General features: G+C 24.8%; 14 protein-coding genes. 13 read left to right on the forward strand and 1 reads right to left on the reverse strand.

From position 1 onward, the window contains the following. On the reverse strand, positions 1 to 2,955 hold a 2,955-nt coding region (locus HMPREF1871_RS03615; RefSeq protein ID WP_157058054.1), incomplete at its 3' end, for a rhodanese-like domain-containing protein. A 192-nt stretch (positions 2,956 to 3,147) separates the two neighbouring features. On the opposite strand from HMPREF1871_RS03615, the gene HMPREF1871_RS03620 reads away from it, so the two are divergent. The 13 genes from HMPREF1871_RS03620 to pheS all read left to right on the forward strand — a co-directional run bounded on the left by HMPREF1871_RS03620 (position 3,148) and on the right by pheS (position 16,230). Then, positions 3,148 to 4,446 (forward strand): ABC transporter permease, encoded by a 1,299-nt coding sequence (locus HMPREF1871_RS03620; protein WP_066130167.1) that lies wholly within the window; start codon positions 3,148 to 3,150, stop codon positions 4,444 to 4,446. A gap of 9 nt (positions 4,447 to 4,455) precedes the next feature. After that, complete coding sequence (locus HMPREF1871_RS03625; RefSeq protein WP_066130169.1) at positions 4,456 to 5,100, forward strand: ABC transporter ATP-binding protein; 645 nt, start codon at positions 4,456 to 4,458, stop codon at positions 5,098 to 5,100. A 10-nt stretch (positions 5,101 to 5,110) separates the two neighbouring features. Further along, positions 5,111 to 6,487: an ABC transporter permease gene (locus HMPREF1871_RS03630; RefSeq protein WP_066130171.1), complete on the forward strand. Its 1,377-nt coding sequence runs from the start codon at positions 5,111 to 5,113 to the stop codon at positions 6,485 to 6,487. Positions 6,488 to 6,540: 53 nt separating this feature from the next. Further along, complete coding sequence (locus HMPREF1871_RS03635) at positions 6,541 to 7,194, forward strand: response regulator transcription factor (RefSeq protein WP_066130174.1); 654 nt, start codon at positions 6,541 to 6,543, stop codon at positions 7,192 to 7,194. Then, positions 7,191 to 8,540, forward strand: a complete 1,350-nt coding sequence (locus HMPREF1871_RS03640; RefSeq protein ID WP_066130177.1) for a sensor histidine kinase — start codon at positions 7,191 to 7,193, stop codon at positions 8,538 to 8,540. Before HMPREF1871_RS03635 ends, HMPREF1871_RS03640 begins: the two co-directional genes overlap by 4 nt. 81 nt (positions 8,541 to 8,621) lie before the next feature. Then, on the forward strand, positions 8,622 to 9,290 hold the full coding sequence (cmk, locus tag HMPREF1871_RS03645) for a (d)CMP kinase (protein WP_066130180.1): 669 nt from the start codon (positions 8,622 to 8,624) through the stop codon (positions 9,288 to 9,290). Beyond that, positions 9,290 to 9,877 carry a lysophospholipid acyltransferase family protein gene (locus tag HMPREF1871_RS03650; protein WP_066130184.1) on the forward strand — a complete coding sequence of 196 codons (588 nt, stop codon included), beginning with the start codon at positions 9,290 to 9,292 and terminating at the stop codon, positions 9,875 to 9,877. Before cmk ends, HMPREF1871_RS03650 begins: the two co-directional genes overlap by 1 nt. Before the next feature lies 1 nt (position 9,878). After that, positions 9,879 to 10,304: an acyl-CoA thioesterase family protein gene (locus tag HMPREF1871_RS03655; protein WP_066130187.1), complete on the forward strand. Its 426-nt coding sequence runs from the start codon at positions 9,879 to 9,881 to the stop codon at positions 10,302 to 10,304. A 60-nt stretch (positions 10,305 to 10,364) separates the two neighbouring features. Beyond that, positions 10,365 to 11,513 carry a cysteine desulfurase family protein gene (locus tag HMPREF1871_RS03660; RefSeq protein WP_066130190.1) on the forward strand — a complete coding sequence of 383 codons (1,149 nt, stop codon included), beginning with the start codon at positions 10,365 to 10,367 and terminating at the stop codon, positions 11,511 to 11,513. Then, the gene (thiI, locus tag HMPREF1871_RS03665) at positions 11,503 to 12,747 is read left to right on the forward strand and encodes a tRNA uracil 4-sulfurtransferase ThiI (protein ID WP_066130193.1); all 1,245 of its coding nucleotides are present in this window, start codon (positions 11,503 to 11,505) and stop codon (positions 12,745 to 12,747) included. Before HMPREF1871_RS03660 ends, thiI begins: the two co-directional genes overlap by 11 nt. Positions 12,748 to 12,770: 23 nt before the next feature. Beyond that, on the forward strand, positions 12,771 to 14,075 hold the full coding sequence (gene trmFO / locus HMPREF1871_RS03670; RefSeq protein ID WP_066130196.1) for a methylenetetrahydrofolate--tRNA-(uracil(54)-C(5))-methyltransferase (FADH(2)-oxidizing) TrmFO: 1,305 nt from the start codon (positions 12,771 to 12,773) through the stop codon (positions 14,073 to 14,075). A 79-nt stretch (positions 14,076 to 14,154) separates the two neighbouring features. Further along, positions 14,155 to 14,940, forward strand: a complete 786-nt coding sequence (gene codY / locus HMPREF1871_RS03675; RefSeq protein ID WP_066130198.1) for a GTP-sensing pleiotropic transcriptional regulator CodY — start codon at positions 14,155 to 14,157, stop codon at positions 14,938 to 14,940. Between the two features lie 264 nt (positions 14,941 to 15,204). After that, complete coding sequence (gene pheS, locus HMPREF1871_RS03680) at positions 15,205 to 16,230, forward strand: phenylalanine--tRNA ligase subunit alpha (protein ID WP_066130204.1); 1,026 nt, start codon at positions 15,205 to 15,207, stop codon at positions 16,228 to 16,230. The last annotated feature ends 5 nt before the right edge of the window (positions 16,231 to 16,235 follow it).

Here is a 16,235-nt window from a genome sequence, read left to right on the forward strand (position 1 = left end):
TTTTTGTTCTTTTGTTAGATTATCTAAGTAACCTATTTTGTTTATTATATTTTCTTTGAATTCTAATTCATTATTTTTATATTCTATTACAAGTTTTTTACTGCCAAGTTCAGTTACATTAGTAATGTCTAAAAATTGTCCTTTTTGATCAAATTTTAATGGTATTTGTTTTTCATTTTCATCAATGTAATAAACTTTTTTTACTTCTTTATTTGTCATCAATGTTTTTTGAATTTTAAATTCACCACTTTGTATTTTAGTTTTTTCACATCTAAAAGGATTTATAAGCATTAAATCAACTATTTCAACATCTTTATCTTTAAGTGTAGTAAAGTTTTCTTTATTTAAAGTTTCCACATTTAATTCTAGATTATTGAAATGCATTCCATTTATGGTAATAGTTCCAAGAGGAGAAGTTATTTTTCCATTATTATCTGCTTTTCCTTTATCATATAATATTATTGATTGAACACTGTTACAACTTGTATGGTCGAATAGCCTTTTATCATCAAGATTTCCCCATTCCATTTTATCTTTTAGAACTAATGGGAAAATAAGTGTTTCATATCTGTCATCAAGAGATTTTACAATATAAGTAACATCTTCTAATAAACTAAAATTAACTACTCCATTTTTTGCTGTAGCTTTAAAAGTATCATTTTCACTTATAAATTCTAATGTTACATCATCCACGGGTTTTCCATTATTTATCACTTGTAGAGTTTGATTATATCTATTTGTTCCTTCTTGTTCTTTTGATTTTTTATTTACTTTTATTTTAGTTATTTCATTATTAGTTTTTGGATTTATTAGAGTATCATTATTATTGGTTGCTACTATGTATGTATTGTGTGCATAGTATTTATTATTTACCAGTTGTAAGAAGTATTTGTTTCCAGAATATAGATTTAAGTTTATTTTTCCATTTTCAACTTTTACGTCTTTTTCATAGTTTTGAGTAGTAGAGTTAAATAATTTAAATACCATTCCATCTATATTAGAGTTATCATCTGTTTCAACAGTAAGAGATTTAGGAGTTATTAGTTCTTTACTAATATTACAATTACTATTTCCACATCCTCCGTTAGGTACAGAAGTATCTAAATTTTCTCCGTCTTTTTTAAGGAATAATGCTTTTATTTTACCATCATCACCTTTAGGAGTTTTATCATTATCAAGCATTGCCCAGTATAAACCATCTCCGTCATATTTTTTCATTGTTATATGAACAGGTTCCATTTTATATCCTTCGGAATTATCTTTTATTGATATAGTATATGATTTATTTATTTCTGTATCAAAGTTTAGAAATTTCCCTTCTACTTTTCTTGTTTGAGTATTTTTTGTATTATCTTCAGTAATGTCAAATTCTAGACCTTGTTTAGCAAATTTTCCTTTATATAAAACATATACTCTTACTAAATATGAACCTTGATAAACATTTAATGAGCTTAATTTTTGGTTATCTTCTGTTTTTAAAACTCCATCTTTATCTAGGATAAATGAAAATCCATTCATTTTATAAGAATTTTTCATTGTTCTTACTAAGTTTATTGTGTATTTAGTATTTTTATATAAGTCTAATGAAATAATACCATTTTTACTAATAATTTCTTTAGTTTCTCCATCTCCTGTAATAGAGAATTTAACTTCATCATCTGTTACAGGTTTATTGGCAGTTATATCAAATATATTGACATTATATTTTATTTTTTCACCTTCTGGTTTTGTGCCAATTAAAGTATTTTTATTAATAGCCTGAATATTAGTAAGTTGTGAGATATCTTCGTTAGTCATATCATTAAAACGAATAGCTTGTCCTTTTTCATTTACTTTGAACCATACATAATTAAAATATGTAGTTTTTTTATTTTTATCCATTAATGTATAGTCTTTTTTGCTTTCGTCTTGAAGCCCTAGTTTCATTCTATCTCCTACTTTAGCTTTAATTCCACTAAGTTTTCCATTTTTAACTTTATATTCAACCATATCTTTGTTTTCTTTGTTAAATGTTTCAAATAAAGTATTATCAGCTAAAGGTTTGTTATTTTTATCAACAACGTCAATATCAGAGATTGTTACTTCTTCTCCTTTTTCATATTTTTCTTCTGTATTATTTGTTATATCTAAGACAAGTTTATCTATAGGAGCAGAAGAAGAGTTAGCTAAAAATTTGTTTACAGTATATTCTTTATCTTTGTTTTGTTTAAAGACTATATTATCTGGATATTCGCTATTATCATTTAGATTTAAAATTTTTGTGTTTTTTGGTGTTTTTATTTTTATAATATAAAATGCTTGATCGTCAAAGCTAGGTTTATTTAAAACATCATTAAAATCTAAAATTCCATCTTTTGATGTTATATTGTATCCTTCATCTTCACTTCCAAAGCTATCGTAGACAGTAGCTTTAATAGTTTTACTTATTTTATTTCCATTTTTATCAACTAATTTAACTTGTAATTTATTAAGTTCTTCTTTTATTAAATTATAAGAATATTCTTTAACTCCTTGACCGTTCCAAACATCATTGTAACCAAGTTTAATTAATTTATCTAAAGCTTTTTTACTTTTATTTCCAGTGTTGCAGTAAAGAACTATCTTTTTATTTTTATCCTTAACATAGTTAGAAATTTTGTTTTCAATGTTACTTAAAGGTAGGTTTATAGCTCCTTTTATGTGACCAGATTTATATTCTATTTCATCTCTAACATCTATTAATAATGCTCCATTTTGTTGAGCTTCTAACACTTTGTCACCTGTAAGGTTTATATTTTTGCTGTTCTTTGGCATATTTTCAAGAACTGGAGCTTCTTTTTTAGTTGAATTTTCAACTATATTTATTTTATGTTGCTCTGAATTATAAGCTAAAGCTTTATTTAATAAAAATGTAGGCATAACAGTAGTTAAAATTAAGCTACTTGCCACAAAAACTTTTAGTGTAACTTGTTTCATTTTATAAACTCCTTTTAAAAATTCCCCTGTTACCAAAAGTTATTATAGCACAGTTTAAAAGAAAATAAAACGCTATTTTATTTTCTTTTTCAAAAAATAATTTAATCAAAAATGATTGAATTTCATAAACATTTCATATTTTTTTATTAATATATAAGAAAAGGATAATTAAAAGGAGGTAAATAATATAAATTGGCAAAAATTGCATTATTGTATATTTTAAGAAAAAAAAACAGGTCTTTAATTTTTTTAATAATTTTAACTTTAGTTCTTTCTTGTCTATATTCATGTTTGAATATAGTAAAAACAACTACACATTTAGAAAAAACAATATATAAAAATTCAAATTCATCACTTATATTAACAAAAAATAAAAATGAAAATAATTCAACAAATTATTTTAAAAGTAAAAAATTTGAAAAATTGAAAAATATAGATGGAATTGGAGAATTTGTTTATCAATATGAGGGAGTGGCAAAACTCTTAAATTATAATGTAGTAGATGGAGAGCAAAAAGTAGAGAGAGAAGAATTATCAGATAATATGAAAAATATTTTATCTGTAATAGCTACTACTAATACAAAAAGAAATATTTTTTTCAGTAGTGGAATGTTTAATATAGAAGAAGGAAGAAATATAGATAAAAATGATAAAAATAAAATAGTAATTCATAAAGATCTTGCTATGAAAAATAATTTAAAGCTAAATGATAGAGTTAAATTAAAAATGACATCTATTGAGAAGGGAGGATTAAATACAAAGGAAATAGAATATGAGATTGTAGGTATCTTTTCTGGTAAGAAACAAGAATCTTATACAGGGTTATCTTCAGATTTAACTGAAAATAGTGTTTTTACTGACTATCTTTCATCTCAGCAATCATTAAATTTGCAAGAAGAAGAAATGCTGGTTGATAAGTTATTTTTATACTTTAATGATCCTCAAAAAACAAAACAAATGTTGCAGCAAGTGAAAAAAGAAATTGATGTAGATTGGCAAAAATACCAAATAGAAGAAAATTCAGATATTTTTAAAAAAGTTTTGGAATCAATAAGTGGAATAAAAAGTATTATAAAAACAATGACATATTCTATTATGTTAGGTGGCTGTATAGTACTTTGTCTATTATTAATATTATGGCTAAGAGAGAGAATATATGAAATAGGAATTTTTCTATCTTTAGGGATTAATAAGGCGAAAATTATAACACAATTTATACTAGAATTAATATTAGTATCTATACCGGCTTTAGTTCTGTCAGCATTAATAGGAAATATAGTTGTAAAACAAACGATATCTAGCATTATAACTTTGGATGACTTTCAAAAAATATCATCAAATATTGTAAATTTAGGATACAATACTGAAAATTTAATAACTTTTTTAGAAAGTTATTTAATATTAATAATTATTATTTTAATATCTGTAATTTTTACTACAGGAACAATTTTAATTAAAAAACCCAAAGAAATATTATCAAAATTAAGTTAGGAGGGAAAAATGGGTATATTAGAAATAAAAAATTTATCATATAGTTATGCTAATTCAAAAGAAAAAATTTTAACATCAGTAAATCAGGTGTTTGAAGAAGGAAAGTTTTATGCAATAATCGGAAAAAGTGGAACAGGAAAATCCACATTATTGTCTTTACTAGCAGGGTTAGACAAACCTAAAAGTGGGCAAATATTATTTAAAAACAATAATATAGAAAAAAATGGATACACAAATCATAGAAAAAATAATATATCATTAGTTTTTCAGAATTATAATCTTATAGATTATTTAACTCCATTAGAAAATATAAGATTAGTAAATAAAAAAGCTGATGAAAAAATATTATTAGATTTAGGATTAGATAAAAGTCAAACTAGAAGAAATGTAATGAAATTATCAGGAGGACAACAACAAAGAGTAGCAATAGCTAGAGCATTAGTATCACACGCACCTATAATTCTAGCAGACGAGCCAACAGGAAATTTAGATGACTCAACAGCTAAAGAAATAATAGATATATTAATCAAATTAGCAAAAGAAAGAAATAAATGTGTAATTGTAGTAACTCATAGTAAAGAAGTTGCCACTATGGCTGATATGACTTTGGAATTAAGTAATAAAAAATTAATTGTTTCTAAAAAAAATATGTAAGGAGAAAAAAATGGTAAGAAATGCATTAGCATATGTAACAAGAAAAACTTTTAAATCTGTGGTAATATTACTAATTATTTTATCTATGACTACTTTAAGCTTGATAGGAATATCAATAAAAGAAGCTACTAATAAAGCAGCGGAATCTACTTTTAGCAATATAAATAATAGTTTTACTATGGAGATAAATAGAAGAGTAAATCAAGGTACTGCAAGAGGAAGCGGTAATATAAGAGGAGAGGATATAAAAAAAATAGCAGAATCAGGGAACATAGATAGTTTTGTAAAAAGAATAGGAAGTGTTGCTAACTTAGATGGTTATGATATTGTTGAGTTAAAGGGTAATAAAAATAGACGCTCGCCAGAAGTAGAAGAAAGATTCAAAAGAGCTGTAATGTTAACAGGAGTAAATGAATCCGTAAAAGAAAATAAATTTATCTCTGGAGCATATAAGTTAATTCAAGGAGAACATCTAAATAGTAATGATAAAAATAAAATACTGATTCATAAAGATTTAGCAGAAAAAAATAACTTAAAAATAGGAGATAAAATAGAGTTAAAATCTAATATATATGATGCAGATAATGAAAAAAAAGCAGATGAGACTGTAGAAGTAGAAATAAAGGGTCTATTTGATGGTCATAATAAAGGAGGAGTGAGTGCAGCACAAGAACTTTATGAAAATACTCTAATAACAGATTTACATACAGCAGCTAAAGTATATGGAAATACAGAAGATACAGCAGTATATCAGGATGCGACATTCTTTGTAAAAGGAAATAAAAATTTAGATCAAGTAATAAAAGAATTAGGTAAATTAAACATAAATTGGCAAAAATACACTTTAATAAAAAGTTCTTCTAATTTTCCAGCATTACAACAATCTATTTCAGGAATTTATGGTATAGCAAATAAATTATTTATAGGTTCTGTAGTATTTGCAGGAGTAGTAGTTTCTTTATTACTATTTTTATGGATGAATGCAAGAAAAAAAGAAATAGCAGTATTTTTATCATTAGGAATATCGAAAACCAAAATATTAGTCCAACTTATGTTTGAATTAATAATTATAACAGTACCAGCGTATATAGGAGCGTATTTCTTAGCAAAATATACCTCTGTTACATTAGGAAATAATATACTGAAAAAAGTAACAGGAGATATAAGTAAAAAAATTGCAAAAGAATCAAGAGGAGCAGGATTAGGAGGAGGAGCTGAAGTAGATGGATTTAATAAAACTCTTACTAGTTTAGATATAAATATTACTTCAACAGCTATAATTTATGTTTTAATATTTATGTCAATAATATTATTAATATCATTATTATTATCCTCATTCAATACCCTAAGAAAAAATCCAAAAGAATTATTAATAGACATTAAGTAAAATATATTTTAAAGTATATTAAGAAAGTGAATTAAAATTTATCTGGAGGTATTATGAAGATACTAATTGTTGAGGATAACAAAGTAATAAGAGAAGGTATATGTGGTTATTTAAAAGAATTTGGATATGAAACTATAGAAGCTGATAATGGAATAAAAGCCATAGAAAAATTTGATAGCACGATAGACTTAACAATTTTAGACATTCAACTACCATTTTTAAATGGATTAGAAGTATTAAAAGAAATTAGAAAAAAAAGTAAGATACCTATATTAATTTTAACGGCTTTTGGAAACGAAGAATACAAGATAGAAGCTTTTAGTTCACTAGCTGATGGGTATATAGAAAAACCATTATCTCTTCCGGTTTTAAAAGTAAGGATAGAATCTTTATTAAAAAGACATTCAAAAAATATAGAAAAATTCCAATATAAAAATACAGAAGTTAATTTTTCAAGTTATAAAGCTACAGTAGATAACAAAGAAATAATTGTTAATGCTAAGGAAATAGAAATATTAAAATATCTTTTGAATAATGAAGGAAGAGCATTAACAAGGGAAAATATAATTAGTAATGTATGGAGAAACACTGAAGAAATTCCTTTTGATAGAGTAATTGATGTATATATAAAAGAATTAAGGAAAAAATTAAAATTAGATTGTATTATAACTATAAGAAATGTAGGATATAAATTGGAGAAAAAATGAGAAATTTAAAAATATTTCCTAAAATGTTTTTACAAATATTTAGTATATTAATTATTATAATAATTATTGTTCATTCATTAGTATTTTTTATATTTCCAAAAACATATTTAGAAACCAGAAAACAAGAAATTAATATAAAAGCTAATGAAATATCTAATAATATAAATGGAAAAGACATAAATTTTGTAAATAATTTAGTAGATTTTTATTCTAAAAATAATGAAATAAAATTAATTATAAAATCAAAAGGTGAAAGTAGAGAGGTAAAAATTGATAAAAATGTAAATTTTGATTCGGAAAGTAAAAATAATTCTCTTATAATAGAAGAAAGAGAGGTAACTTTAAATGACGGAAAAGAGTTGATTATACAGTTTATATCTACAGCAGATATGCAAAAGGACGCCAAGCAACTTAGTTTAAAATTTTTACCTTATTCACTTTCAGTATCATTAATCTTATCTTTAATAATTTCATTGATTTATGCAAAGGCAATAACTAAGAATATAAAAGAAATAAAGAATGTTACTTACAAAATGATGCAATTAGATAGAAGTGCTATATTAAAGGTAAATTCTACAAATGAAGTAGGGGAATTAAAAAATCAAATAAATAATTTATACTCAAATCTATTAGAACTTATTGATAATTTAGAAGTTAAAAATAAAGAAATATTGAAATTAGAAAAAATAAAATATGATTTCTTTAGAGGAGCTTCTCATGAATTAAAAACTCCTATAGCTAGTTTAAGAATAATATTAGAAAATATGAAGTATAATATAGGGGATTATAAAAACAAAGAAAAATATATAGACAATTGTATAGATATAGTTGATGAATTAACAAAAAATATTTCACAAATTTTAATGTTGTCTGCAACAGAAAATTTTAGAAATGATGAAGAAATTATAATTATAAATGATGTAATAAAAGAAGTAATCAAAAAATATGAATTTTTAGCAATAAGGAAAAATATATTTATTAATAATTACTTAACAACAGAAAAAATATATATAGGGAAAAATGCTTTAAAAATAGTATTATCAAATATAATAAGTAATGCAGTTAAGTATACTAACGAAAATGGTAAGATAAACATAGGTATATATAAAAATAGCCTATATATAGAAAATACATTCAACAATGAAGAACAGTTAGATATTGATTCAATACTAAATTCTAATTTTGATTTAAACAAAAAAAATAGTAATGGACTAGGATTATACATTGTAAAAAATATTTTAAGAAATTATAAAATAAAAAATCAATTTAAAAAAAGAGATAATTTTATAGTGTTTTTAATAGATATATCAAAAAAAAATCATAATAAAATTGTAAATTTTAAATAATCTAAAAAAATATTTTTTAATTAGAAATTAGTTTTATTTTATAGTATAATAAAATAGATTTATATTATTTAGGAGAATATTATGAGTTTTTCAGTTGCAATTGATGGACCAGCTGGTTCAGGAAAAAGTACAATAACAAAAAAAGTAGCAGAAGATTTAAAATTCAACTATGTTGATACAGGAGCATTATATCGCTCTTTAACATATAATTTTTTACAAAATAATTTAAAAAAATTAGAAGAAGAAAAGATCAAAAACATTTTAGAAAAGACAAAGATAAAAGTTTTATTTGACGGTTCTATTCAAAGACAATTAATAAATGGTGAGGACGTAACAGAAAAAATAAGAACGAAAGAAATTTCTAAATATGCTTCGTTATTTGCTAAGAGTAAAAATGTAAGAGATTATTTAATAACAATCCAAAGAAATTTAGCAAAAAAAGAAAATGTAATAATGGATGGCAGGGATATAGGGTCCGTTGTATTACCTAATGCAGATGTTAAAATATTCTTAACAGCTAGTGTAGACGAAAGAGCTAAAAGACGTTTTAATGAATTAAAAGAAAAAAGCTTATCATTAGAAGAGATAAAAGAAGAAATAAAAAAAAGAGATTTTCAAGATAAAAATAGGCAGATAGCTCCTTTAAAAAAAACAGATGATGCGATAGAAATAGATTCAACTTTTCTTACAATTAAAGAAGTGGTAGATAAAATAAAAAATATAATTTTAAAAGCAAAAGAGGTAAAATAGTGAGAAGTCTTGTCAAATTTTTATTAACGATTTATTATAAAATTTTTTTCAAAGTAACTATAAAAAATAAAAATATTTTAGAAAATGCAAAAGGAATGGTAATATCAGGAAATCATTTAAGTAATCATGACCCTCTATTATTTGTTCCATTTTTTAAAAATGATATAAGGTTTATAGCAAAAGAAGAACTTTTTAAAATCCCTTTTATTTCATCTTGCCTTAAATCTATGAGGTCAATACCAGTAAAAAGAGGAACTTTTGACAAAGCTTGTATAAATGAAGCAATAAAAGCTTTAAAAAATAATGAAAATATAGGGATTTTTCCAGAAGGAACCAGAAGTCATTCAAAAGATTTAAAACTTGGAGCTTCTCATCAAGGGGTATCATTAATATCAACTAGAGCAAATGCTAAAGTTTTAACATTTGCAATAGTTCCTAAAAAAAATTTTAGAATATTCTCTGAAATAAAAATAGTAATAGGAGATATTATAGATACTCCTAAATTAAAAGAAGAAGGTTATAAACATAAAGAAATAACAGAAAAAATAATGCATTCAATTCAAAATATTATAGATAAGGAGCGTTAAAATGTACGAAAAAACAATAAAATTCAAGTTAGAGAAAAAATTTTTTAATAATGAAGATTACTTAGAAAATAAGTACATTTATGAATGGCTTACATTAGCTAGAAAAAATTTTTTAGAAAGTCTTGGTATAGATATAGATTCACTTTCTAATTATGGTTTTTATTATTCTGACAATGAGATAAAAATTTCAGTAGTAAAGAATATAAAATATAGAGTAAAAGATTTATTTATTAAAACCATTTTATCAAAGCATAGTGGCATAAAAACAGTTTTTAACTATGAATTTTTTATAGATGGAGATATTGTTATAAAAGCAACAACCTCACATAGTGTTTTACGCTTTGATAATGTGCGTCCAGTAAGGATGGATAGATATTTACCAAAATGGGATTTGATATTAAAAGATGTAGTGAATAATGAATTATAAAAGTATTAAAAAAGATATTAGCTTTTTTAATACTTATGTTTGATTTTAAGGAGAAAAAAATTGATTTATCTTGATAATGCAGCAACCACTAAACCATTTAATGAAGTATTAGAATCTTTTTTATTAGTAAATAAAAAATATTATGGTAATACTGCTAGTATAAATGAGTATGGAAAAAAATGTAAAAAATTATTAGAATTAAGTAGAAAGCAGATAGCAGACATATTAAAAGTAAATAAAGAAAATTTATATTTTACTTCTTGTGCAACAGAAAGCAATAATATAGCACTTATAGGGGCTGCTATGCATAAAAAAGATTTTGGAAAACATATAATCACTTCAAAGTTAGAACACCCATCTGTATTAGAAGTATTTAAATTTTTAGAAAATTTTGGATTTAAAGTAGATTATATAAATGTTCTTCCAAGTGGACATATAGATATTGAACATCTAAAAAAATTAATATCTAAAGATACTGTGTTATTGAGTGTTATGGAAGTAAATAATATTTTTGGAGCTATCCAACCTATAGATAAGATTATAGAAATATTAAAAGATTATCCTAAGGTTCATTTTCATGTAGATGGAGTACAAGGAGTTTTAAAAACCGATTTAGACATAAATAAAGTAGATAGTTATAGTTTGTCTGCACATAAATTTCATGGATTAAAAGGAAGCGGATTACTTTATATTAAAGAAAGAAGAAATATAAAAAATATAAGCCTTGGTGGTGGACAAGAAGATAATTTAAAAAGTGGGACTGTAAATTTGGCTAATGCAGTATCAACAGCTAAAGCTTTAAGAATATATAGTGAAAAAGTAAGTGAAATGAATAAAAAGCATTATGAATTTAAAAAATACTTATTAGAAGAATTCAACAAGCTAAAACATGTAAAAGTAAATTCTCCTTTAAAAAAAGATTATGTCAATTCAATAATAAATATAAGTATAGAAAAAATAAAAGGAGAAGCTATAATAAACTCATTGAATGCAGAAAATATAATGGTATCTACCAAAAGTGCTTGTTCTTCTAAAAAAAACAACATAAATGAAGCCTTACTTTCAAGAGGAATATCTGATGATGATATTAAAGGAAGTATACGAATAAGTTTTTCATGTTTTACAAGAAAAGATGAATTAGAAGAATTTATTAAAATATTTAAAGAAAAATATAAACAATTTGAAGAGGTAATAGAAAGTGGAATATAGTCATATTATAGTAAGATATGGTGAACTTACATTAAAATCTGGAAATAGAAATGATTTTTTAAAAAAATTAACTAAAAATATAAAATTAAATTTTAAGAATTTTAAAAATTATCATATTCAAACTAAAAGAGATAGAATGTATATTTTTTTAGATAATAATTTATATATTAAAGAAATATTAAACAAATTAAAAATAATTCCAGGTATTCATAGTTTTTCTCCCGTTTTAAAAGGAAAACTTAATATAGAAGAAGCTAAAATGAATATAGATAAACTTCTTTCAGAAAAAACAAAACAAAATTATAAATTTAAAATACAAACAAAAAGAGCAAATAAAAATTTTGAAAAAAATACTAATGAGTTAAATAATATATTTGGAAGTTACGTTCTCAATAATTATAAAAATTTAAAGGTTGATGTAAAAAATCCAGATTTTATTATTAATGTTGAGGTTAGAAGTGAAGGAATTTTTATTTTTACAGATATAATAAAAGGAGTGGGAGGATTCCCTGTTAATACTTCTTCAAAAGTTTTGCTTCTTTTATCTGGAGGTATTGACTCCCCTGTAGCGTGTAGATTATTACAAAATAAAGGCGTAGAAGTAGAGATGATACATTTTCAATCTCCACCGTTTACGTCAAAAGAAGCTTTAGAAAAAATATTTACATTATCACAAAAATTGAGTGAAATTGTAGGAACTATTAAATTACATGTTATAAATTTTACAAAGTTACAAACAGAGATAGTAAAAAATATAAAATCTAATTATACGATGACATCCACAAGAAGACATATGCTAAAAATAGCAGATAAGTTATCGAAAAACGAAAATATTTATGCCATAGCAACAGGAGAATCTTTAGGTCAAGTAGCAAGTCAAACATTGGAGTCTATGCAATGCATAAATGAAGTAACAAACATGCCAATATTAAGACCACTTTTAACTATGGATAAAATAGACATAATTAAAATAGCAGAAAGTATAGGAACTTATAAAATTTCTAATTTGCCATTTGAAGATTGTTGTACAATTTTTACGCCTAAAGCACCAAAAACTAAACCTAAATTAGAGAAAATTTTAAAATATGAAAAAGAGCAAGAAAATATTTTTAATTCATTAGTAGATGAATGTTTAGAAACTAAAAAAACATATTTAATAAATAAGGATAGTATTAATTTATTAGAAGATAAAAAAGAAACAATAGAAGAAGATGATTTTAAAGAATTATTATAATTTTAATTGAATAAGGAGGCATAATGGATAAAATAATTGTTATAGGAGCTGGATTAGCAGGTAGTGAAGCGGCATATCAGATAGCAAAAAGAGGAATAAAAGTAGACCTTTATGAAATGAGACCTAAAAAGATGACGCCAGCTCATAAAACTGCAAATTTTGCAGAGTTGGTTTGTTCCAATTCTTTAAGAGCAGATTCTATTACTAATGGTGTAGGCTTATTAAAAGAAGAAATGAGAAGGCTAGATTCCTTAATAATGAAATGTGCAGATAAAACTAGAGTAAAAGCTGGAGGAGCACTAGCTGTTGATAGAGAAAAATTTTCCAATATGGTAACAGATGAAATAAAAAAAAATCCTAATATAAAAGTGATAGAAAAAGAAATTTTAACAGTTCCTAAAACTACTATTCCAGTCATTATAGCTACAGGTCCATTAACAAGTGATAAGTTAAGTGAAGATATAAAAAATTATACAAAACATGAAGACTTGTATTTTTATGATGCTGCAGCTCCAATTGTTGAAAAAGAAACTTTAAATTTTGATAAAATATATTTAAAATCTAGATATGACAAAGGAGAAGCTGCCTATTTAAATTGTCCTATGACAAAAGAAGAATTTGAAAATTTTTATCAAAATTTAATTACAGCAGAAGTATCTCCTCTTAAAGAATTCGAGAAGGAAATATATTTTGAAGGATGTATGCCATTTGAAGAAATGGCAAAAAGAGGGAAAAAAACATTATTATTCGGTCCCATGAAACCTGTAGGATTGGAAGATCCAAAAACCAACAAAAGACCTTATGCAGTAGTCCAACTTCGTCAAGATAATGAAGAAGCGACTCTTTATAATATTGTAGGGTTTCAAACACATTTAAAATGGGGAGAACAAAAAAGAATAATTAATATGATACCAGGATTAGAAAAGGCAAACATAGTAAGATATGGAGTAATGCATAGGAATACTTATTTAAATTCACCTAATTTATTAAAAGAAACTTATAAATTAAAAGCATATGATAATATATATTTTGCAGGACAAATGACTGGAGTAGAAGGATATGTAGAGAGTGCAGCATCTGCAATTGTTGCATCTTTAAATGCAATATATAATAAAAAGGGTAAAGAAATAATATTCCCTAAAGAAACCATGATAGGAGCAATGGCATCTTATATAGTAGATAAAACAAATAAAAATTTTCAACCTATGAATGCCAACTTTGGAATAATAAAACCATTAGAGAGAAAAATAAAAGACAAAAAAGAGAAATATTCTGAATATGCAAAAAGATCGTTAGAAATTTTATCTAAATTTACAGATAAAATTTAGTGTATTTTTTAGAAATTGTTTACAATTTATATAAATAAATGTATAATAAATGTGCAGTAACAATAAATAGGAGGTCAAAATGGCAGGTTTATTACAAAAAACAAGAAAAATTAGTGCTATTTTGCAAGAAGGAAGACACTCAAAAGCAGATTTTGAAACCATGGCTATGCGTTTAAGTGCAATCCTTGACTCTGTTGTATTTATATTAGATAATGAGGGGAATATACTCGGATATGATTCTAGTATAGATTATTCTAATGAACGACTAGATGACATGATAAAAACGGGACGTGTCACAAATAATTACATAAGTGCAGCATTAAAGGTTTATTCTACAAAAGTAGACATACCATTTAGACATGAATTATCAATATTTCCAATTGAAGAAGAAGAAAGATTTGATGGTAAAAGTTTCACGGTACTCTTACCAGTTAGAGGAGCAGGAGAAAGACTTGGAACATTAGTAATAGGCAAGTTAGATGAAAGCTTTAATGATGATGATTTAGTATTAGCAGAATATGCTTCAACAGTTGTTGGTATAGAGATATTGCATGAAAAGCAAGACAGAGAAAAAAATATTATGAGAGATAGAGATTTAGTAGTCATGGCCATTAACTCATTATCTTATTCTGAAAAGGAAGCAATAGAGCATATTTTTAGAGAACTTAATGGAACAGAAGGTTTACTAATAGCAAGTAAGATAGCAGATAGGGTAGGAATAACTAGATCTGTAATAGTAAATGCACTTAGAAAATTAGAAAGTGCAGGAATAATAGAATCTAGATCTCTAGGAATGAAAGGAACTTTTATAAAAGTTCAGAAGGAATATTTTTTAGAATATATATTTAGCGGTGATCAAATATAAAATTTAATAGAAAAAAGCATTGATTAAGACCATATATATTATAATTTTCACAGAGAATAACCTTTTTTTGAGATGGTTATAAAAGAAGATATATATTTTTCAGCTTATGAGTAGCTACATGAGTTTTAGGCGAGTGTAGCCGTATAGATTTACGTTATAAATCATTGAGGAAAGAAATTATTCTTTTAAAATTGGGTGGTACCACGATAATTCGTCCCTACATAATGTAGAGGCGAATTTATTTTATTATATAAGGAGAAAAAAATGAACTTAAAAGAAATAAAAAATGAATTTGAAAAATTAATAATAGAAATAAAAGATGAAAAAAAATTATATGAATTAAAAGTTAAATTTTTAGGAAAAAAAGGAATGCTTACAGAAATAATGAAAAAAGCTAAAACCTTAGAACCTACTGAAAGACCAGCATTTGGTAAAAATGTTAATGAAATAAAAGAATATATAAACCAAAAATTAGAAAATAAAAAAGAAAGTTTAATAAAAAAATCAGTAGAAGAAAAGCTAAAAAAAGAAGAAATAGATATAACTTTGCCAAGCAGGAATATAGATTTTGGAGGAATAAATCCACTGAATAAAATCATAGAAGATGTAGAAGAATTATTTGTATCTATGGGATATTCTGTAGCAGAAGGTCCAGAAGTAGAGACAGATAAATTTAATTTTGAGATGCTTAATCTACCTAAAAATCATCCAGCTAGGGATATGCAAGACTCTTTTTATATAACCAAAGAACTTTTGATGAGAACACAAACATCTCCTGTTCAAGCTAGAGAAATGTTGAAAGCAGAAGGGAAATGCCCTATTAAAATAATATGCCCAGGAAAAGTTTATAGAAGAGATAATGATGATTCTACTCATTCGCATCAATTTACACAAATAGAAGGGCTTGTAGTAGATGAAAATATTAAATTTTCAGATTTAAAAGGGACTCTAGAACATTTAATAAAAACTTTATTTGGAAAAGATAGAAAAATAAGATTAAGACCAAGCTTTTTCCCATTTACAGAACCATCTGTAGAAGTAGATATAGCATGGGAAACCGAAGATAATAATGGTGAAGAAAAATGGTTAGAAGTCTTAGGAGCAGGGATGGTTCATCCTAATGTTTTAAAAATGGCAGGAATAGATTCTGAAAAATATAGTGGTTTTGCCTTTGGAATAGGGCCTGAAAGAATAGCTATGTTAAAATATGGAATAACAGATATAAGAATTTTTTATGAAAATGATATAAGATTTATAAAACAATTTTCAAAAGAAGTAGAAGAAAAATAAAGGAG

This window comes from Gemelliphila asaccharolytica (assembly GCF_001553005.1).
Taxonomy (GTDB): Bacteria; Bacillota; Bacilli; order Staphylococcales; family Gemellaceae; genus Gemelliphila; species Gemelliphila asaccharolytica.

Coding starts and splice junctions, on each gene's coding strand:
- HMPREF1871_RS03625 (WP_066130169.1), top strand. CDS start 4,456: ATGGGTATATTAGAAATAAAAAATTTATCATATAGTTATGCTAATTCA.
- HMPREF1871_RS03630 (WP_066130171.1), top strand. CDS start 5,111: ATGGTAAGAAATGCATTAGCATATGTAACAAGAAAAACTTTTAAATCT.
- HMPREF1871_RS03635 (WP_066130174.1), top strand. CDS start 6,541: ATGAAGATACTAATTGTTGAGGATAACAAAGTAATAAGAGAAGGTATA.
- HMPREF1871_RS03640 (WP_066130177.1), top strand. CDS start 7,191: ATGAGAAATTTAAAAATATTTCCTAAAATGTTTTTACAAATATTTAGT.
- cmk (WP_066130180.1), top strand. CDS start 8,622: ATGAGTTTTTCAGTTGCAATTGATGGACCAGCTGGTTCAGGAAAAAGT.
- HMPREF1871_RS03655 (WP_066130187.1), top strand. CDS start 9,879: ATGTACGAAAAAACAATAAAATTCAAGTTAGAGAAAAAATTTTTTAAT.
- trmFO (WP_066130196.1), top strand. CDS start 12,771: ATGGATAAAATAATTGTTATAGGAGCTGGATTAGCAGGTAGTGAAGCG.
- codY (WP_066130198.1), top strand. CDS start 14,155: ATGGCAGGTTTATTACAAAAAACAAGAAAAATTAGTGCTATTTTGCAA.
- pheS (WP_066130204.1), top strand. CDS start 15,205: ATGAACTTAAAAGAAATAAAAAATGAATTTGAAAAATTAATAATAGAA.